This window comes from Leucobacter musarum subsp. musarum, assembly GCF_001273845.1.
In the GTDB taxonomy this organism is placed as follows: Bacteria; Actinomycetota; Actinomycetes; order Actinomycetales; family Microbacteriaceae; genus Leucobacter; species Leucobacter musarum.
This window is the reverse complement of sequence record NZ_JHBW01000064.1, coordinates 93,479-113,267: the sequence shown is the minus strand read 5'-3', so window position 1 is coordinate 113,267 and position 19,789 is coordinate 93,479. Positions and strand designations below refer to the sequence as shown.

The following is a 19,789-nucleotide window of genomic DNA, read 5'->3' as shown; positions in this document are numbered from 1 at the left end:
CTGTGACGGTTGAGGTCCGCAGTCGAAATCGAGTTCCGTTCGCGGGGTGTGACCATTCCACCGCCCGCAAGCGAGCGCGAAACGTCCCAGATCGGTACACGGGAAGACGCCGAAAAAAGGCGTACTGCTGAGACCGTGGATTGCACGGTCTCAGCAGTACGCCTGGGTATCGTGCCGCGTCAGCGGCGGGTGTGAATCGAGTTAGAGATCGAGCCCCCGACTGCGGAAAAAGTCCATGCGCCGATAGAGCGTCGAGCGGCCGATCTGCAGCATCGATGCCGCCAGACGACGATTTCCCTGTGCCTCGCGCAATGCACTGCGAAGCTCGCTGTACTCGGCCTCTTCAAGACGTGACAAACGCCCGGTCGACGCAACGCGCTGGAACGAGATCGGCAGGTCATCCATTGTCGCCTCGCCGCCCCGTGCGCGTTCGACCGCATTGATCACGACCGATCGCAACTGCTCAACGTTGCGTTCCCAGTCAGAGTTCATGAGCGCCGAAAGCATCTTCCGAGAGAGCGACTTATCTCCGAGATCGGCGGCAATGGCTTGCGCGAGCAACGGGATGTCTTCCCGCCGGTTGCGCAGCGGCGCCACTTCGAGTTCAAGGGCACCGCAGAACTCAGAGATGCGGAGAGTGGTCGGTGTCGCGCGATGCGCGGTCAAGATCACCTTTGCCGTCGGGTGCGCCCCGATGGTGCGCACGAGCTCGATGCCGTCGAGCTGACTGAGTTCGTCGGCGTGGCCGATCACCAGCGTGTCGGGATGTGCGCCAAGTGACTGGGCCACTTCCTCGGTGAGCGACAGCGAACTGTTGCGATGGCGCGCATCGACGAAGACGCTGCTGCCGCGCAGCGCTGCAATCGCACCGGCGAGCCGCCGCTTCCCCGTGCCCGCTTCGCCAATGATGACTGCTGACCGAGATTGCTCGATGGCGCGGGCGGCCAGGGCAAGCGTCGTTTCAAACTCCTCGCTCGCACCGACGAGTCGCTGGCGCAGCTGAGTGAGAGCGAAAGTTTGCGTGGTCGGCTCGGAGGTCGTCGCGGGGGCTGTGCTCGCCGCCCGGCGCAGCGTACGTTGTTCCGCGCGCGGCCTCACCGTGACGATCGCGCCAACGCTCGCCCCTGAGAGCTGCACCGCCGTCAGTGTCAGCTCAGCCGAGCCGACCCCGCTGAGCGACACCGTCGCGGTACTTGAGCGACCCGATGACATCACCGACTTTGCATAGCCCTCGATGATGGCGAGATCGTTGTCTTGGAGGCGGGAGGTTGCCGCCGCGTTCATGAGCGAGTTCTTGCCGTCCATGGCGATGATAGGGGTGTCTCCCCTGCGCCGAGTCACCGTGAGGTACTCGTCAAGCAGGGCCCGCTCTTTCGACGACGTGCGCGTGGCGATATCGTGCTCGATGCGCGACGATACTCCCTCGAGCATGAGCAGGGTCGACGCGGGATCAATGTGCGACACTCTCGCTTCGGGGAACGTTAAACCGACCACTGCACGCACACGGTTGTGGAACGGGTCGCGGACGAGCGAACCGAAGCACCAGTTGCCCCGCATGTCTTCCCGGAAGTGTTCTTCGGGCGCGAGCCAGACGCCGCGACCTTCTTCGAGCGCGAGCCCCTCGCCGTTGCTGCCGCAGCTCTCTTCAAGCAGCGAGTATCCCTCGGGAAAACTGTCATCCGCCCGCAAGAAACTGGGGTGAATGAGCGCACCGTTCGGCGCCGTCAAGCTCACGTAGCCGCCGAGGTCGGACGCGACCTCATCAAGCTTGCGGAGGTGCGGTTCTGCGGCGCTGAGCGTGTACTCATCGACTCGACCGGCATCGACCATGCCTCGATCGGCCGAGCCGTCCACGCCCGCAGCTCGGCTGCGGTACCACGAGCGGGCGATCATCGGGCGCACGCCCGTAATCTCCGCATCCAAGGCCTCGAGAATTGAGTCTCGGGCTCGATCGGCGACTCTGAACTCGTTTACGCGCCGGGTCGAAACAATTGCATGACCAGTCATCGCGCACCTCCTGAATCTCCACACTGAGTGTCGGAATATGCGACGAAAGTAACACAGAAACATCACGCTCTGATGTCTGGAAAAGTCGAAAACGGGACACTCCGATTGGCAGAACATCCGAATGGGCGTCCCAACTTGGTGCAGGCGCACCGCTGGCATCGCGGTCACCGTAGGCTTCGAAGACGTCCGTGCACGATTTGCGGTACTTGGGCAGATCGGAGAATTGCATGACCTCGACGGCGCCATCCGAACCGCGGAAGCAGGTCATCACACGCGCGGCACTCTGCGTGATCGAGGAGGGCGGCTTGCGTGCGGCCAGTTTCCGACGCATCGCTGCGCGGGCGGAAGTGCCTTTGGGATCGCTGACCTATTACTTCTCAGGAATCGAGGAACTCCTCGACCAGGCGTTCACCATGTACGAGCACGCACTTCGCGCAGAGACAGTTTCGATGGCGCAGACATGTCGTGTGGAGGAGACTTGCACTGCTTCGAATCCTCAAGGACCGCATCGAAACTTTCCGGCGTTCTCTTCGCCGGCGTTCTTTGATCTCCTCGCGCACCGGAGCCGACAGGGTCGGGTCGCGCAGTTACTCGCCGATCTCCAAGAACTGTTTACAGTGTCGAGCCAGCCGCGGGGGGACTGCGTCTGCGCAGCGAGCATTGATCCGATTGCGCTGCACTTTGCCGTGAGCGATCACGAATCCGTAAGCGCCGAAGCCTGATCAGCTAAACGTCACCCTCGAACCCGGTGAGCGTCAATCGTGTGAGATCTCGGACGCGCTTCCTCGAAGCGGCTAGCGTGGAGACTTGGTACAGAGAAGGGGAGATTTGCACCTGCCGGCAAAGCCCTCCTTTTCGCGACAAAGACCGATTGGATTGGCCCATCTCATCCCGCGTCGGGTCGACGCAATCATCAGACCTGTGGCGCCCGCCAACCCGGACGCCATCACAGGCGCGATCCGGGGTCACGTTTCGGCGGAAAGCACCAATTCGTGATGTGCTTATTCGATCGCCCGAGTGGCGAGGGCCGGATGTCACATCAGCCCGCTGCGGTAGGCAAAGGCGACGAGCTGACCCCGGTCACGAGCATCGACCTTCGCCATTGCGCGGTTGAGGTGCGTCTTCACGGTATACGGAGAAATCGACATCTCGCGCCCGATCTCCTGGTTGTCAAGGCCGCGCGCGGCAGCGACCGTGACATCACGCTCACGAGCGGTCAGCAGGTCCAGGCGCGCCGCAAGCTCGGGATCGTGGAGCGGCTTCTGGCTACTCGCCAGATGACGGGTGACCGCTCGTGAGGCTCGCGGCGACAGTGTTGCTTCGCCGCGAGCCACACGTTCGACGGCCGCGATCAGCGCCTCGGGATCAGCCGACTTGCTGATGAATCCATCTGCGCCCGCGGCGAGGGCCTCGAGCACTTCCTCGTCGCCGTCGAACGTGGTGAGCACCAGAATCCCGCACCCGTCCGGCGCACCCGGCGCCCGGAGTTCCCCGATGCCGTGCAGCCCGTCGGCACCGGGCATACGGAGGTCCATGAGCACCACGTCCGGGCGGGTCTGCCGCACAGCGATTGCGCCCCGTTCACCGTCGGCGGCTTCGGCGACGATCTCCATCGCTGCCGATTCGAGAATGCTCCGAATTCCGGCACGAATCATCGCCTGATCGTCGACGAGCACGATGCGGATCATCGGGCTCCCCCGTCTCGAGCGTGCAGCGGCAAAATCGCACACAACTGCCATTCGCCGCTGCTGGCCTCGGCCGCGAACTCGCCGTGCACGCTGTCGGCCCGTTCCCGCATGCCGACGAGACCAAAGCCTGCGCCGCCGCTCGATGAGGCCTCGATCGTGTTGGAGACCTTGAGGAAGACGCGATCCTGCGTCGCCTCGATCGCCACGCGCACCCCACCATCTCCATGTTTGCGTGCGTTCGTCAGCGCCTCCTGCAGGATGCGGAAGAGTGCGAGCTCGACTGCGACCTCCATGGGCGGCAGATCTCCCTGCGTAAAATCGACCTGCATCCCTGCGGACCGTGCTGTGTCAATTAGTGCCGGGATTCCGGCTACTCCTGGAACCTCTGCAGTATCGCGCTCCTCGGGGTGATCTGCGCGGAGCACGGTCACGATGTCTTGCAGCTCTTCGATCACACGTCGGCTGGTCTCGCGCACCAGTGTGACCGATTCCCGTGCTCGCGCATCGTTCTCGCCGATGTGCCGGGATGCGGCGCCCGCGTGCACCGCGATCACGGAGACCGCGTGCGCGACCGAGTCGTGCAGATCGCGAGCAATACGCAATCGTTCCTCGCCGACACGTCGTGCGATTTCGTTCTCGCGATGGGCGATTGCGACGGCCGCCCGCTCTTTCAAGGCCTCAACGGAGTCGGCGTTCGCCCGAAGTGCGAGCCCAGTGGCAACGACCGCGCACGTCCACACCGGCAGCACGAGCGCCACGGGCTCATAGGGCAGTTCACGGAACACGACGATCGCTCCGGCGTACAGCAGTAGCGCGTGTGCCGCTCCGATCGCGACAGCGGTTTTCCGCCGAGCTCGAATGGCGAGAGAGAAGAGCACGACCTCGGCCATCACCCACACCGGCACCGCCAGACCGGGGTGAGCGAAGACGGCCGCGCTGCACGCCAGCGCCAAGCCGGCCGAGGTGCGAAGAAGGCATCGCCGTGCGCAAACCGCGGCAGCGGCGAGTGCGAGTTCGACGAACTCGATCCCACCGCCACCGCTGACGACCTGGGAGATACCGGCGATCAGTGCGATGACCGCAGCAATATCGAGCACCCATTCCCAGCGGGTCAGGCTGTGCGCTACTGCCGGTGACGCTCCCATAGTCAGCATTCTCCCACCCGGACCTTTAGTTCCGGCCTGCCCCCACCGCGTCTCGCGCGGAGACGGGACGAGGAACATCGGTCTCACGGTGGTCGATATGCATGCCTCCGGCCTGCGCAGTGGCCGAAGAGTCGGTATCAAGGTTTGCGCCTTCGACATCAATCGTCGGCAAGAGCCGGTCGAGCCAACGTGGCATCCACCATGCGGCACGGCCGAGCAGCGAAAGCGCCGCCGGCACGAGCACCATTCGCACGACGAAGGCATCAGCAATCACACCGATGGTCAGCGCGAAGGCTATCGACCCGACGAGCGATGAGTGGCTCATCGCGAACCCTCCGAACACGGCCGCCATGATTGCCGCGGCGGCAACCACGATGATCGCGGAGTGGTGGAATCCAGTGCGGATCGCATCGATCGGAGCGAGTCCGCGAGTGTGCGCTTCGTGCATGCGAGACACCAGGAAGACCTGATAGTCCATTGCGAGGCCGAAGAGGATGCCCGTCACCACGATGGGCAGCAGGCTCAGCAGAGGATTCCCCTGCGGCGATGGCACGATCGCATCAAGCCATTCCCATTGGAAGACGGCGACCGTCGCTCCCAGCCCGGCGCCCAGTGAGAGGAGAAACCCGATCGTTGCGATCAGCGGAATCAGGAGCGAACGGAACAGAATGATCATGAGAACGAGTGACAGCCCGACAATGATCGCGATGTACAGAAGCAGCGCTGACTGCAGTTGCTCGTTCGAGTCGAGACCGATCGCGGTGCCGCCGGTGACGAGGAGTTCGGCGCCGTCATCCGGGTCGCTGAGGGCTCGAATATCGTGCACGATGTCAGAGGTTCGTTCGTCGAGTGGGCCGTACTTCGATATCACCGTCAGCATTGCGACGGTGCCGTCGCTGGACACGGCAGCGGGCACCACCATGGCAACGTTGTCTACTTCTCCCAGTTCGGTCAGGAGCGTCGGTACCTGATCCGCAATCGCATCTTCCTGAGCGATCACGACGAGCGGATCTTGCGCTCCGACACCGAATTTATCGGCGACGAGCGTGTAGGCCACGCGCTGCGATGAGTCCGGATCCTCTCCGCCCGGCATATTGAGCGCCGTTTGCATCGAGAGCACTGGCACTGCGGTTACGGCGAGCACAGCGATGCCGGCGAGCAGGCTGACCACGCGATGTCGCGTCACGAACCGAGCCCAGCCGCCGATGAACCCGGAGCGTTCTGCAGCAGGCTGACCGACCTGCGCACGGTCCCGTCGCGATAGTGCGCGGTGTCCCATGAACGCCAGCATGGCAGGCACGAAGGTCAGCGCCATCAGCACGGCCACTGCGACAGCAAACGCCGCCGCGAGGCCCATTTCGCCGAGGAACGTGATGCCGACCACGGTGAGAGCGGTCAGCGCGATGACAACGGTCGCTCCGGCAAAGACGACGGCGGAGCCGGCCGTTCCGACCGCGGTGCCGATGGCATCGGGCACGGAGCGCCCGTCACGCAGTTCGGTGCGGAAGCGCGCGAGGATGAAAAGCGTGTAGTCGATGCCGACGGCAAGGCCGAGCATGACGGCGAGGATCGGGGTCAGCGATCCGATCGGGGTGATCGCGGAGAACGCCAATACACCGAGAATTCCGACGCCGACGCCCACTAGCGCGCTCAGCATGTTCGCTCCGGCCGCAACAAGTGAGCCAAAAGTGATGAGCAGCACCAGGAACGCAAGTGCGGCACCAACGACCTCGCTGGGCCCGAGAATGTCTGGGACGCCGTCCCCGAGCGACCCCCCAACTTCTGCGTTGAGACCTACATCTCGCAGCTGCTGGGCGACGTCGGTGATGTCATCAACCATGCGATCCGGGTCAGCGCCGGCCTCCACTTTCACCGTGGCGACAACCGTGCTTAAGTCTTCTGAGATGTACGGCATCGCGGGGTCGAACGGGTCTGAGACCGACACCACGCCGTCTACTGATCGCGCTGCGGCGAGGGCATCGGAGATGCTGGAGGCCGTCGCCGGATCGGTGATCTCACCGTCTGGCCGCTCTGCAACGAGCTGCAGCGTGCCCTCACCATCGCCGTCAGAGGGGAACTGATCTTCGAGCACAGTCATCGCTTTGCTGGAAGGAGTGCCCGGCACATCAAATCCACCATCTCCGAACTTCATTCCGGAGAGCGCTACCACCGCAAGAGTGCCGAGCAGCACTAGCCACGTCAGCACCGTCGCCCAACGGTGTCGTGCCGCGGAACGGCCGATTCGAGAGAGCCAGCGAGCCATAAATTTCCTTTCGTTGCGGACGCAATTGTGCACCGCTACCAGCCTGCGGCCGCACGGCGACAAGCGCGTCCTCCATGCGCAGCGACCGATGTACTGCAGATGCAGTAGCTTTGCGAGACAGTTGCCCTCCAGCGCACCAGCACCGCAATGCCGCAAGTGCCGCAAGTGCCGCAGGTGCGAAATACTTGAATCGTGACGACTCCTCCCGCCCGGCGCCCGCGCGGTCGCCCACGTTCGAGTCGAAGTCGCGATCTCATTCGCTCAGCAGCAGCACGTCTCTTTCTCGAGCGAGGATTTGACGCGACGAGCATGCGCGACGTGGCGACGGAAGCCGGCGTGGATCCCGCTCTCGTGTCCCGCAACTTCGGCTCAAAGACCGCGCTCTTTCTCGAAACGCTACAGGTCACCGATCGCTATGAGTCGCTCACTTCGGGCCCTCTCGCAACGCTCGGTGCCGCGATGCTTGACCGCTTGTACGGCGTCAACGGTGTAGCCCCGCGGTCCGAGCTGGTCGCGGTGATGGGAGCACTCGGCCAGACAGCAGTGCGCGAGTACCTTCTCGATTCGATGAATACCCACATTGTGGGCCCTCTTGCCCTTCGGTTGGCCGGCTCGGACACCCATTTGAGAGCCGAACTCATCGGCGCGCAACTGCTCGGGCTCGAACTGTCGTGGTGGGTGCTCGCTGAGGAGCAGGCATTGCCCCTCACACAGATCGTGCGATATTACGGTCCGGCGATCCAGATGCTCATCACGCCTCCACAGGGTAAAGGTGGCCGCATCGACAGATTTACGTCACCACCGATGACGTAAATCATTGACACCCCTGCGAGCGCTACATACACTGACGATGGCCGAACGTCGGCCACGATCGGCCCACCACTCAATGAGGAGTTGGATGCATCACATCCTCGCGTGAACTGCGCCATTCGTGAGCCAATCCCCTTCCCCGCAGTATTCGGGGTGACCCCGCACTCTGAGCGGAGTTGAGGCTCAACGCAGCTTTCCGAGCCCGGGTGCAACCCACTGACGAGCGATGCGGTCGATCGAGTCACCAAGGGATTACCGCATGAAAAAAATGAAACGATTCAATTACGCGACCCGGCGAGCCGGAGGTGCGCTGTTCGCCTCCGCAGCATTGTTCTCCTCATTGCTTATCGCGAGCCCGTCACCAAGCGCGGCCGTCGACGACGCGCCAGCAGCAGGCACGTTCGCGGCGGGCTTCGCACAGCCCGCCGCCGACTACCTCCCCTCGAACCGCTACTGGGTCGCCGCTGGCACAGGCGATCCTCAGCAGGTGCGCGCAGACATCGAAGCACAAGCGAGAAACGGAATCGGTCGGGTCACCTTCAACGACCTCGTGCTCGCTCAATATTACGGCGCCGACAAGGCATTTGGATCGCCGGCATGGACCGCGAAACTCACCGAAGCCGTGCGCGCTGGCATCGACAACGACGTGCAAGTTGACGCGCTGATCGCCCCGGGCTGGTCAGCGGGGTCAAATCGCGTCACACCCGACTCCCCCGGATCCGCGAAGACGCTGGGAAGCGCCCGCTCCGAGCCCCTTGCCGCCGGCGCAACATTCTCCGGCCAGATCCCACTGTCGAGTCTCGCGTCAGGCGTGCAACAACGTGAGCTCGTCGGCGTGCTCGCCGTCCGCTGCGAGAACGGATGCACCGATGCCCCGACAACACTCGCCGCCGATTCTGTCGTTGACCTCACTGAGCAGGTCGTACGCGATAGCGCCGACAACGCGGGGAACGGCCTGACTGTCGAATGGACGGCGCCCGAAGCGCCTGAAGACGGCACGTGGCTGGTGCTTTCGTACTTCAGCCAAGGCAGCGGCCTGAAGCCGACGGCCGGCATGGATGCGAACGTTCGCGGCACCGTCCTCGTCGATCACTATAGCCGCGAGGGCACCGATGCTCTCATGTCCACCTGGAACGAAGAAGTACTTACGGAGGAGCTACGCGCCCTCCTTGCCGAAAACGCGGGATCCATGTGGCTTGATTCTCTCGAGCTCACCGAGGCTTCAGATTGGACGCCGAGTCTGCTGCAGGACTTTGAAGCACGTCGTGGCTACTCACTCGTTGCTGGCCTCCCCTCGATCTCACTCGAATCGCCCGAATTCGTGTTCTCCGACGGTTCCGACGAGCGATATCGCTCAGACTGGAAGCAGACGATGAGCGAGAACTTCATCGAGTACCACCTCGCACCGTTGCGCGAGTGGTCACACGATCTCGGCATGACCCTGCGTTACCAGACCTACAGCAGCTCAGGCCCGGTTGCGATGTCGCCGAGCGACGCGTGGCAAGCAGTGGACGTCCCCGAATCTGAATCGCAGGATTCCCGCGCAGTCGCTTCCGCAGCGGCATTGCAGGGGACATCTCTCGTTCCGACCGAATGCTGTGCATTCATCAACTTCGGCAACAGCTCGTGGCGTCAGCAATGGTCTGACGTGCTGTACCGCGTGAATCAGACCTTGTCGACCGGCTCGACCCTGGTGGAGTTCCATGGTTTTCCCGAGCAGAACGTCTCGGACTTGATGTTCATCTTTGGGCAGAACGAATGGCCTGGCTGGTCACCGTTCATTCCGGTCACAGGGATCGCCGAACCGTGGGATACCCGCCAGCCCTCGTGGGGGCATCAGACGGCAATCAACGAGTATCTCGGCCGCAGCCAATACGTACTGCGACAGGGCGCACTTTCCACAGACTTCGCAGTGTACGCCGACGACGTCAACGCGATGGGAGACGGACCCCTCTCCGAACCGGCTCTCGCCGGCGCTGGATACAGTTGGGGCTACTTGAGCAGCTCCGATCTGAGCGCACAGGGCGTAACAGGCGGTGTACTGGCCGCCGACGGTCCGGGATACCGCGCGCTCGTGATCCAGAACCAGCAGACATTCTCGGTAGCCTCGGCAGAACGAGTACTCGGGTACGCGCAGGCTGGCCTGCCAGTGATCCTCGTCGGCGAGCAGCCTTCACGCGCCGTCAATACAACTGGCGCGACCAATGAAGACGCAAAGCTCGCAGCCGTCTGGTCAGAGATCACCGCGCTCGACAGTGTCGTATCGGTCGGATCGACCGCTGAGCTCGCGGGCGCACTGTCGGCCACTGGGGTGTCACCTGCCGCTCAAGTCGCCGAACCGAGTGGCCTGCAGATCATGCATCGCACCTCGCCGTCCGAGGATTACTACTTCTTCTTCAACGCATCGGATGCCGCGCTGTCGACGAGTGTTTCGCTCAGCGGAACGGGTTTCGCATACAGCATGGACCCCTGGAGCGGCGATACGGGCATCGTGCCCGGCACAATCCGTGGAGACGGCGCCGTCACTGTTCCGGTGAACCTGCAGCCGGGCGAGACGGGCATCTTCGCGGTCACCGCAGACCCTGAAGGCCTGGGGTTCGCACCTGCACCAGCCGATCCGATCGTCGCGGCTTCGGCACCGCTCGTGACGACCGAGGATGCCGTTCGTGTGCGCGTCACCGAGCCGGGCACGGTCACCGCCACGACTGCGGGTGGCGTCGAACTCGCAGCGGAGGTGACCAATGTGCCGGTCGCACCCGAGTTCGCACCGTGGACCTTGGAGATCGAATCGTGGCAACGACCGGCGACCGGATTCACGACCGACAAGATCGCACTTAAACCGCTCACGATCACGCCGAACGAAGACGGCAGTTTCCCGACTTGGGACGCCCTGGGGTATCCCGACACTTCGGGCATCGGCCACTACCGATCATCGTTCTCACTGCCCGAAGACTGGAGTAACGCCGCCGGTCTCATCTTGCAGCTCGGACCGCAGGCTCACACCTACGCGGTCACGGTCAACGGGATGGAGTTGCCCGTCAGCCAGATCGACACAACGGTCGATCTTGGCCCCGCCGTGCAGGCCGGCGACAATGAGATCGAGGTTTCCATCGCGACCACCCTGCGTAACGCGGTTGCCAGCCAGTCTCCGGCCCAGGTCGGAGGCTCGGGCCTCGAGCGCCAGATATACGGAATGACCGGGCCGCTCGTGGTCTCAGCGTATCTCGATGTGCAGCCGCTGGCCCCGGGTGACGATGAGGCCGAGGTCGATGCGGATGCGGATGCGGACGCAGGGGTCGCGGCAGACGCTGATTCCTCTGCGGCCGCAGAAGCCGATGCGGGTGGCGCGGGTACTGCGGACGCTGACGGTGCCGCCGGTTCCGACAGTTCGGAGGGCGCACCGACGGCCTCAGAACGACCCAATGGGAAGTTGAGCCAGACTGGCGGAGCCCCGTTGTGGGGTGCCGCATTGGTCGCGCTGCTACTGCTCGCGGGTGGGGGCTTTGCGCTGATGCGCCGCCGTCGCTGAACATCGACGGAGTAGACCTGTCTGGTGTGGTCGCGCACGTGAGGTCGCGACCACGCCAGCACTCACTTACAGCAGCGGAGCGAAGCCGCTACGCTTCATTAGGCCGGCACACAGTGCCAACCTCGCTACTCATCGACGTCGCAACAGGCCCGATCAAACACTCAGCCAAGGGTCCCGCGTCGCCGTGGCAAAACCTTAAAGCGGATGCCAGACCGATCACGGGCATTGCGACCGCTGGCTGCACTCACTTACTTGCCCTCGATCGCCGCCTCCAACCGCTCCAACTTCCCGTCAAGCTCACCCTCGAACCCGGGGCGGATGTCGGCTTTCATCACGAGCGACACCCGCGACCCGAAGGGCAGCACCGCCTCGGTCGCGCGCTTCACGACGTCGAAGACCTCATCCCACTCACCCTCGATCTCGGTGAACATCGACGACGTGCGGTGCGGCAGCCCCGAGGCGCGCACGATCTTCACCGCCTCGGCGACGGCATCTGAGACGGAGGCGTTGCCGGTGCCCGACGGGGCGACGGAGAAGGCGAGAATCATGAAGGATCCGTTCGTTCGGGGCGGGGTGATGCAGGTGGGGCGTTCGCGACTCGGGAGGTCAGGCTTCGGCGGGCACCTCGACCGGCCGGGTGGTCGCCTTCTGCGGGCGTCGACCGAACCAGAGCGAGATGATGGCACCGAGCAAAATGGCGGCGATCGGCAGGTACAGCGACTGCCCCATCGCTGCAGCGAAGCCCGCGTGCAGCGCCTCGGGCAGCTGGCCCGCGGCCCCCGAGGACTCACCGCCGCTCATACCATCGGCCGCGCCAGCTCCGAGTTCGGCGGAGATGCGTGACTGCATGAGCGCGGCGATCGCAGCCGAACCGAGCACCGCGCCGACCTGGCGCGACGTGTTGTAGACGCCCGAGCCCGCACCGGCGAGTTCGGGTGCGAGGCTGAAGGTCGTGATCGAGGCGAGCGGGCCCCACATGCAGGCGTTCGCGATGCCGAGCACCGCGCTCGGCACGAGCAGGAGCCAGAGCGGGGTGTCGGGCTGCAGCAGGAAGCTGTAGAGCAGCATGCCGGCACCGACGAGCACGAGACCGAGGGTGGCTATGCGGCGGGGGTCAGTGCGGTCGATGAGCAGGCCGATGGGCCGTGCGAGACCAGCGGAGAGCAGTGCCATCGGAACGAGCATCAGGGCCGACTGCGTCGGCGTCAGGCCGCGCACGAGCTGATAGTAGAACATGAGCGGCAGGCCCATACTCGTGACGGCGAGACCGACCATCGTGATGGCGGAGGAGCCGACGGAGAAGTTGCGGTCGCGGAAGATTTCGAGCGGCAACAGTGGTTCGCCGCGCTGCACCCGCTGCCAGATCACGAAGAGCGCCAGCACCACAACGCCCAGCACGATCAGGCTCCACACCGAGATCGGGCCCCAGATCTGACCCCAGTCGTAGCTCTCGCCCTCTTGAATGCCGAAGACCAGCATGAACATGCCCGCGGCACTCAGCAGCACGCCGACCCAGTCGAAGCGGTGCGCGTGGGTCTCAAGCTGCGGCACGAAGCGCATCGCGAGCACGAACCCGATGATGCCGACCGGCACGTTGATGAAGAAAATCCACTCCCAGCCGAAGCCGTCGAGCAGCACGCCGCCCAAGATCGGGCCGACGAGCGTCGCCACGCCGGCGGTGATGCCCCAGACGGCCATCGCCGAACCGCGCTCGCGCGGCGCGAAGATACGGGTGATCACGGCCATCGTCTGCGGCGTCATGAGGGCGGCGCCGAGGCCCTGGAACACGCGGGCGATGATGAGCGCCTCGATGGTGCCCGAGAGCCCGCACGCGAGCGACGACAGCGTGAAGATGGTGAGCCCGAACAGGTAGATGCGGCGCGGGCCGAAGCGGTCGCCGAGTCGCCCGGTGATGAGCAGCGGCACGGCGTACGCGAGCAGGTACGCGCTCGTCGCCCACAGCGTCGCGACCATGGTGGTCTCGAGCCCTTCCATGATTGACGGGTTCGCCACCGACACGATCGTCGTGTCGACCAGGATCATGAAGAAGCCCAGCACCAGTGACCAGAGTGCCGGCCAGGGTCGAATGTCGGGTTTGGGCGCCGGGGTGGTGCCGGGAGCGGGCTGACTGGCGGAGGGGTGTTCGGAACTCACCCGAGCAGACTACTCCTGGGCGCCGACATTGCTAGGGGGTCGCGAGCGCTGCCGGGCCAAACCCCTCGGGCAGCATCTGCTCGATGGTGGCGAGCCCCGCGGGAGTCTGCAGCAGCATGCCGGGAGCTGAGGCCTCCGAAAGCACCTGGCGGCAGCGCCCGCACGGGGTAATGACCTCACCGTTGCCGACGCAGGTGAACGCGACGAGGCGCCCGCCTCCACCGAGATGCAACTGGCCGACCATCGCGCACTCGGCGCAGAGCGTCACCCCGTAGCTGGCGTTCTCGACGTTGCAGCCGGTGATCACCCGGCCGTCGTCGACCAGCGCGGCGCACCCGACGGAGTAGCCGGAGTAGGGTGCGTACGCGTGCTCCGCAGCGGCGAGTGCCGCCTGCTGCAGCGCGGTCCAGTCGATCTCGGGTGCCATGCGACCAGCGTATCGGCGCACATCGCACTGCGGGCCCGGAGCGCGACAGCGCCCCGGGCCCGCAGTCTCGCAGGTTCGCCCGTTAGCCCTTGAGCGCGTCGCCCAGCTTCACCCGGGCACCGGTGCGCAGAATCGAGTTGCTGTAGATGCGCGACCCGATCGAGATGACGATCGCGATCGACACGGCGAGGATGCCGAGCGATGCGATCGGCTCCCACCATTCGGCGGTGCCGAGGTAGAGGCGCATGGGCATGCCGACCGGGGCCGAGAAGGGCAGGTAGCTCATGATCGCGAGCACGGTCGGGTTGTCGTAGAACACGATGACGCCGATGTACGGAAGCATCACCAGCATCATGACGGGGCTGGTCACCGAGCCGATGTCTTCCTGACGCGAGACCAGGGCGGCGAGTGCGGCGTACATCGCGGCGAGCAGCACGAACCCGAACGCGAACAGGATGCCGAACCAGATCAGTGCCGTGCCGAGTTCACCCAGCAGCAGGTCTTGCCCGGTCGCGAGCATGCCCACGGAGGCCAGCGCCGCGATCGCGACGACCTGGGCGAGCGCGAGAATGCTGTTGCCGAGAATCTTGCCCGCGAGCATGGTGCGGGCTGAGACAGTGGCGAGCAGAATCTCGACGATGCGCGTCTGCTTTTCTTCGACCACGCTCTGCGCGATCGTCGTGCCGAAGGTGATCGCACTCATCATGAAGACGACGCCGAAGGCGATCGCAATGATGTAGGCCAGGAAGGGATTCTCACTCGTCGGCTCGAGCAGCTCGACCGTCGGCGATGCCGAGAGCGCCTGCAGCAGCCCGGTCGGAGGGCTGTCGTTCGCGAGAATGGTGAGGCCCACCGGGGTATCGCCGCCCGGCACCACCGCGGCGTCGACCTCGCCATCGCGCACGGCCTGTTCGGCGGCCGCGCGATCCGCCACCTCGGTGACCTCGAAGCCGTTGCCGTCGAGCGGATCGACCGTCGCAGCGGCCTCGCCGACCACCGCCACTGAGGTATCACTGGCGAACCCGCCGTTCTTCGCCATGAAGCCGCTGAAGAGCACCGAGCCGAGCACGAGCAGCAGCAGTATCACCGTCGAGATGAGGAAGGCCTTGCTGCGCAGTTTCGTGGTGATCTCACGCTCGGCGACGAGCCAGGCGCCCTGGGCGCCGCTCACTGGGCGTGACGTGGATCGCGACGACTGCGTCGCAGCGGGTGTGGGGGCGTTCATCGCACGACCTCCTTGAAGATCTGGGCCAGAGACGGGGTGATGGGGGCGAATCGGCGCACCGTCACGCCGGGCTGCGCCTGCTGCACGGCGGCGGTCAGCACGCCCTGAGCGGCGTGCTCGTCGATTGCGTCGAAGCGCGCGAACCCGCCGTCGAGATGCGTCACCGTGATGCCGGTCTGCTCGCGCACCCACCCGGCGTCGGCTCCGGTGCCGACGACCTCGAGCTCGAAGCTGCTGCCGGAGTGCTGCGCACGCAGCCCTTCACGTGACCCCGAGGCGAGGATCTTGCCCCCGCCGATCACGACCACGTCGTCGCAGAGGCGTTCGACGATGTCGAGCTGATGCGAGGAGAAGAGTACGGGCACGCCCTGCGCGGCATAGTCGCGCAGCACGCCGAGCACAACCTCAACCGCCATCGGGTCGAGCCCCGAGAACGGTTCGTCGAGCACCAGCGCCGACGGGCGGTGCACGAGGGCGGCGGCGATCTGCGCGCGCTGCTGGTTGCCGAGCGAGAGGCTTTCAAGCGTGTCGGTTGCGCGCTCGCCGAGGCCGAGCCGTTCGATGAGCTCGGTCGCCGACGCCTTCGCATCTGACGCGCTGAGGCCATGGAGCCTGCCGAGGTACACGAGTTGTTCGAGCACCTGCATCTTGGGGTAGAGCCCGCGCTCTTCGGGCATGTAGCCGAAGCGCGCCCGATCTGCTGGAGTGAGCGGCGACCCGTCGAGGCTCACCGTGCCGGCGTCGGCCGACAGCACCCCGAGAATGATGCGCATGGTGGTGGTCTTGCCCGCGCCGTTGCCCCCGACGAAGCCGGTCATGCGACCGCCCTCGACCGTGAAGCTCACGTCGTCGAGCACGCGTCGGTCGCCGAAGCTGCGGGAGACGCCTGCGATGTCGATCATCTCGATCCCTTCTGTCGTTGCCTCCAGCTTGGCGGGTGCCGTCGACATTGCGCTTCCCCCGAGCGAATGACTGCGGGATCGCCCGGCCCCGCCAGTGCTCCCCCTCAGGGCGGATGCCCGATGTCGGCAGCTCCCCCTACGCTGGAGTCATGCAGCCACACGCCGCCTGGAGTCGCCCCGCGCCCGATCGTCGCGCGCTGCGCGCCGATATCGGGCTCGCGGTGCTCCTCGCCTTCGCGTCCGCCACCACGGCGCTCCTGTATGCGCGCACCGGCATGTATGAGAATCCGGCGCCCGGTTGGGTCTGGGTCATCGGCCTGGGCCTCGCCACACTGCCGCTCGCGGTGCGCCGCAGGTACCCCGTGCCCGTCGCCATCGTGGTGGCCATCGGCTTCTTCGTGTGCGGGCAGTTCGGTGTACCCGAGGTACTCATCGTCAACATCAGCTTGTTCTGTGCGATGTACACGGTGGGCGCCTGGGAGCGGCGTCGCGCGCTCGCCGTGTGGTCACGCGTCGGCATCGGCGTGATCATGATCGTGTGGCTCGTGATCACGCTCATCATCGCGTCATCGCAAGAGGATGCGTTTCCGGGTATATCTCGCTCGGGCATCTTCTCGGCGTACGCGACGTACGCCGTCATTCAGATCATCACCAACCTCCTGTACTTCGGCGGCGCCTATTTCTTCGGCGAGCGATCCTGGAACGCGGCGCGTGCACAGGCGCTGCTTGAGGCGCAGGGGCGCGAGCTCGAACTCGAGCGGCAGACGAGCGCGGCGCAGGCGGTCGCTCTTGATCGCATCGCCATCGCGCGCGAACTGCACGACGTCGTTGCGCATCACGTATCGGTCATGGGCATTCAAGCCGCTGCGGCCAGACGCAGCATCGCGCGCGACCCCGAACGCGCGGTTGCCGCACTCGAAGTCGTCGAAGAGAGCGCCAGTAACGCTGTCGCCGAGTTGCGCGCACTGCTCGGCACACTGCGCGACCCGGGCGGCGACGCCTCGGCCCCGACCACCATCGGTGTCGCTCATCTCTCGACGCTGGTCTCCGAATCACAGAGCTCGGGCACCCCGGCAACACTCATCGTCGCCGGAGAACCGCGCCCGGTACCGATGCTCGTCGACGTTGCCCTGTACCGGGTGGTGCAGGAGGCACTGACCAACGTGCGCAAGCACGCCGGCCGCGGCGCCCGCGCAGAAGTGCGCCTCCGGTTCACTCCCGACGCCACCGAGGTCGAGATCTCGGACGACGGCGTGCGCCAGGAGCTCGGCCAGCGTGCTGCCGGCTCCGGGCTCGGGCTGCGCGGCATGCGCGAACGCATTGGCGCCGTCGGCGGCACCGTGACCGCCGACCGCCGCGAGCGCGGCGGATTCATCGTGCGGGCCAGCGTGCCCGTTTCCTCCTCAGCATCCGCCCTGATTGAAAGGCCCGCATGATTCGCGTGCTCCTCGTCGACGACCAGGCGCTGGTGCGCTCGGGTTTCCGCATCATCCTCGAATCGGAGCCCGACATCGAGGTCGTCGGTGAAGCCGAGAACGGCGCAATCGCCGTCGAGCTCGCTGCCGAACTCGCGCCCGACGTCATCTGCATGGACGTCGAGATGCCGGTGCTCGACGGCATCGAGGCCTCGCGACGCATCCTCACGGCAGCACCCGCTGATGCCGCACCTTCGGTGCTCGTGCTCACCACGTTCGGTCACGAGCAGTACCTCTTCGACGCCCTCGCGGCGGGAGTCAGCGGCTTTCTTCTCAAGACGTCTCGCGCCGAGCAACTGATCGACGCGGTGCACTCGCTCGCAGCCGGCAACGCATTGCTCGGCCCCGACGTCACGCGTGCCGTCATCGAGCGCGTTGCAGCAGAACGAAGCACGGGGGGCGGCACCGTTTCCGCCGCAGATGCGGCTGCCCCGTCACCTGATGCTGAATCTGACCTCGACGCCACGAGCGCGGCGATGGAGGCGGCCGGGCTCACGGAGCGCGAGCGCGAAGTCCTCGGACTCGTCGCAGAGGGGCGTTCGAACGCTGAAATCGCCAAAGCGCTCTTCCTCGGCGAAGCCACCATCAAGACGCACGTCTCGAACCTGCTACAGAAGCTCGGGGTGCGCGACCGCATCCAGGCTGTCGTCTGGGCGCACACTCGGGTGTAACACCCGGGAGCAGCCGCCGACGCTGCAGCTTCACGGGACCTGCTGATCCTGCATCGATAGGATGCCGACCATGACGAAAGCCACAGGAATCGGCCGCGCCTACGCTTGGATCGCTTTCGTGGAGGCCTTCACCTGGGCCGGTCTGCTCGTCGGCATGTTTTTGAAGTACGTGACTGAGACGACCGCGATGGGCGTTACCATCTTCGGTTCGCTGCACGGCGGCGCGTTCATCATCTACGGCATCATCACGATCGTCGCCGCGATCCGGCTGCGCTGGGGCTGGTGGGTTGCCCTGCTCGCACTCGCCGCTTCGGTTCCGCCGCTCGTGACGATTCCGATGGAGATCTGGCTGCGCCGCACCGGGCGCCTCACGCGTCGTGACGACGCCGCGAAGGCCGCCGCTCTCAAAGACGCAGCGCTGGCCCAGGCGTAGGCCCGGGGCAGCACCGCAGACAGACCCGCCTCAGCTCACCGCGTCCGCACCGACGGTCGATGCGCGCACGACGAGTTCGGGCGTGAACTCGATCTGCTCGCGCGGAGCGTCGGGCCCGGCCTGGGCCTCCTTGATGAGCAGCCCGACCGCGGTCGCACCGATCTCGATCGCCGGCTGACGCACCGAGGTGATGGGCACCACGGCGGCGTTGGCGAAGTCGATGTCGTCGTAGCCGACGAGTGCGATGTCTTCGGGTACGCGCAGCGATCCGGTCATCACGAATGCCTGCAGCACGCCCATCGCCAGCAGGTCGTTGGCCGCGAAAACGGCGTCGGGCCTGCGCTCGGGGGGCAGAGCCACGATCTCTTCGGCGATCCGGCGCCCCTCGATGACACTCAACGCCGGCGTCTCGTGCACGGTGAGCGTGGCATCGGGGGTTTCGGCGACGACCGATCTCGCGCCGTTCAGTCGATCGGAGACCTGCTTGATGCCGAGCGGGCCGCCGACGAAGGCGAGCCGCCGCCGCCCGAGCGAGAGCAGGTGGCGCGCGGCGATGCGCCCGCCCTCAACGTCATCGACCGACACCGATGAAAAGGAGCGGTCACTCGAACCGCGGTCGACGAGCACGACCGGGGTGCCGGCCTGCCGCAGCTTCCAGAGCTGCGTGAGGTCGGTGTCGACGGGTGAGATGAGCACCCCGGCGACGCGATGCTCCTCGAACATGTCGAGGATGCTGTGCTCGCGCGTGCTCGAGTCGTCACTGCCGCCCATGAGCACGGTGTAGCCGTCGTCGATCGCGCGGCGCTGGGCGCCGTGAGCGAGGTCCATGAAGAACGGGTTGCGGGTATCGAGCACCACGAGCCCGAAACTGGTGCTGCGCCCGGCACGCAGCTGGCGCGCGGCGTCGTTGCGCACGAAGCCGAGTTCTTCGATCGCCTGCGTCACGCGTTCCACGGTCGCTGCGGCCACGATCTCTGGCCGGTTCAGCACGTTCGAGACCGTGCCGACCGACACCCCCGCGGCACGCGCGACGTCTCGGATACTCGCTGCCATAGCGTTG

Annotated in this window: 16 protein-coding genes; 6 read left to right on the top strand and 10 right to left on the bottom strand. The window is 65.4% G+C overall.

The features are described from left to right. Positions 1-201 precede the first annotated feature (201 nt). Positions 202-1,923, bottom strand: coding sequence for a helix-turn-helix domain-containing protein (locus tag CH42_RS02525; RefSeq protein ID WP_239683923.1), 1,722 nt, complete (start codon positions 1,921-1,923; stop codon positions 202-204). Positions 1,924-2,234: 311 nt separating this feature from the next. Between CH42_RS02525 and CH42_RS02520 the strand changes: the two genes are divergently transcribed. After that, a complete protein-coding gene (locus CH42_RS02520; protein WP_156322446.1) occupies positions 2,235-2,729 on the top strand; it encodes a TetR/AcrR family transcriptional regulator in 495 nt (164 codons plus the stop codon). Between the two features lie 312 nt (positions 2,730-3,041). Here the strand turns inward: CH42_RS02520 and CH42_RS02515 are convergent, their stop codons facing one another. The 3 genes from CH42_RS02515 to CH42_RS02505 are packed head-to-tail and all read right to left on the bottom strand — an operon-like array spanning position 3,042 to position 7,103. Continuing rightward, complete coding sequence (locus CH42_RS02515) at positions 3,042-3,695, bottom strand: response regulator (RefSeq protein ID WP_053351637.1); 654 nt, start codon at positions 3,693-3,695, stop codon at positions 3,042-3,044. Next, a complete protein-coding gene (locus CH42_RS02510; RefSeq protein ID WP_162231056.1) occupies positions 3,692-4,840 on the bottom strand; it encodes a sensor histidine kinase in 1,149 nt (382 codons plus the stop codon). The genes CH42_RS02515 and CH42_RS02510 overlap by 4 nt, the downstream gene beginning before the upstream one ends. Before the next feature lie 25 nt (positions 4,841-4,865). Continuing rightward, a complete protein-coding gene (locus CH42_RS02505) occupies positions 4,866-7,103 on the bottom strand; it encodes an MMPL family transporter (protein ID WP_075205209.1) in 2,238 nt (745 codons plus the stop codon). Between the two features lie 192 nt (positions 7,104-7,295). Between CH42_RS02505 and CH42_RS02500 the strand changes: the two genes are divergently transcribed. Together CH42_RS02500 and CH42_RS02495 are read left to right on the top strand one after the other, a co-directional pair. Further along, entirely contained in the window at positions 7,296-7,916 is a 621-nt protein-coding gene (locus CH42_RS02500) for a TetR/AcrR family transcriptional regulator (protein WP_075205208.1), read from the top strand. A gap of 256 nt (positions 7,917-8,172) precedes the next feature. Continuing rightward, positions 8,173-11,442, top strand: coding sequence for a glycosyl hydrolase (locus CH42_RS02495; RefSeq protein WP_162231055.1), 3,270 nt, complete (start codon positions 8,173-8,175; stop codon positions 11,440-11,442). A 248-nt stretch (positions 11,443-11,690) separates the two neighbouring features. Here the strand turns inward: CH42_RS02495 and CH42_RS02490 are convergent, their stop codons facing one another. The 5 genes from CH42_RS02490 to CH42_RS02470 all read right to left on the bottom strand — a co-directional run bounded on the left by CH42_RS02490 (position 11,691) and on the right by CH42_RS02470 (position 16,150). Beyond that, the gene (locus tag CH42_RS02490; RefSeq protein ID WP_053351633.1) at positions 11,691-11,990 is read right to left on the bottom strand and encodes an MTH1187 family thiamine-binding protein; all 300 of its coding nucleotides are present in this window, start codon (positions 11,988-11,990) and stop codon (positions 11,691-11,693) included. A 58-nt stretch (positions 11,991-12,048) separates the two neighbouring features. Next, on the bottom strand, positions 12,049-13,530 hold the full coding sequence (locus CH42_RS02485) for a DHA2 family efflux MFS transporter permease subunit (protein WP_275575608.1): 1,482 nt from the start codon (positions 13,528-13,530) through the stop codon (positions 12,049-12,051). A gap of 97 nt (positions 13,531-13,627) precedes the next feature. Next, positions 13,628-14,023 carry a cytidine deaminase gene (locus tag CH42_RS02480; protein WP_053351632.1) on the bottom strand — a complete coding sequence of 132 codons (396 nt, stop codon included), beginning with the start codon at positions 14,021-14,023 and terminating at the stop codon, positions 13,628-13,630. 82 nt (positions 14,024-14,105) lie between these two features. After that, on the bottom strand, positions 14,106-15,248 hold the full coding sequence (locus CH42_RS02475) for an ABC transporter permease (RefSeq protein ID WP_053351631.1): 1,143 nt from the start codon (positions 15,246-15,248) through the stop codon (positions 14,106-14,108). Further along, entirely contained in the window at positions 15,245-16,150 is a 906-nt protein-coding gene (locus tag CH42_RS02470; protein WP_053351716.1) for an ABC transporter ATP-binding protein, read from the bottom strand. The genes CH42_RS02475 and CH42_RS02470 overlap by 4 nt, the downstream gene beginning before the upstream one ends. Before the next feature lie 149 nt (positions 16,151-16,299). Here CH42_RS02470 and CH42_RS02465 point away from each other — a divergent pair, with 149 nt between their 5' ends. From CH42_RS02465 to CH42_RS02455, 3 genes are all read left to right on the top strand, one after another. Next, entirely contained in the window at positions 16,300-17,586 is a 1,287-nt protein-coding gene (locus CH42_RS02465) for a sensor histidine kinase (protein WP_053351630.1), read from the top strand. Continuing rightward, complete coding sequence (locus tag CH42_RS02460; RefSeq protein WP_053351629.1) at positions 17,583-18,296, top strand: response regulator; 714 nt, start codon at positions 17,583-17,585, stop codon at positions 18,294-18,296. The genes CH42_RS02465 and CH42_RS02460 overlap by 4 nt, the downstream gene beginning before the upstream one ends. A 70-nt stretch (positions 18,297-18,366) precedes the next feature. Next, the gene (locus CH42_RS02455; protein WP_053351715.1) at positions 18,367-18,729 is read left to right on the top strand and encodes a DUF3817 domain-containing protein; all 363 of its coding nucleotides are present in this window, start codon (positions 18,367-18,369) and stop codon (positions 18,727-18,729) included. Positions 18,730-18,759: 30 nt separating this feature from the next. On the opposite strand, the gene CH42_RS02450 is transcribed toward CH42_RS02455, so the two are convergent. Then, the gene (locus tag CH42_RS02450) at positions 18,760-19,782 is read right to left on the bottom strand and encodes a LacI family DNA-binding transcriptional regulator (protein WP_053351628.1); all 1,023 of its coding nucleotides are present in this window, start codon (positions 19,780-19,782) and stop codon (positions 18,760-18,762) included. Positions 19,783-19,789: the final 7 nt, after the last annotated feature.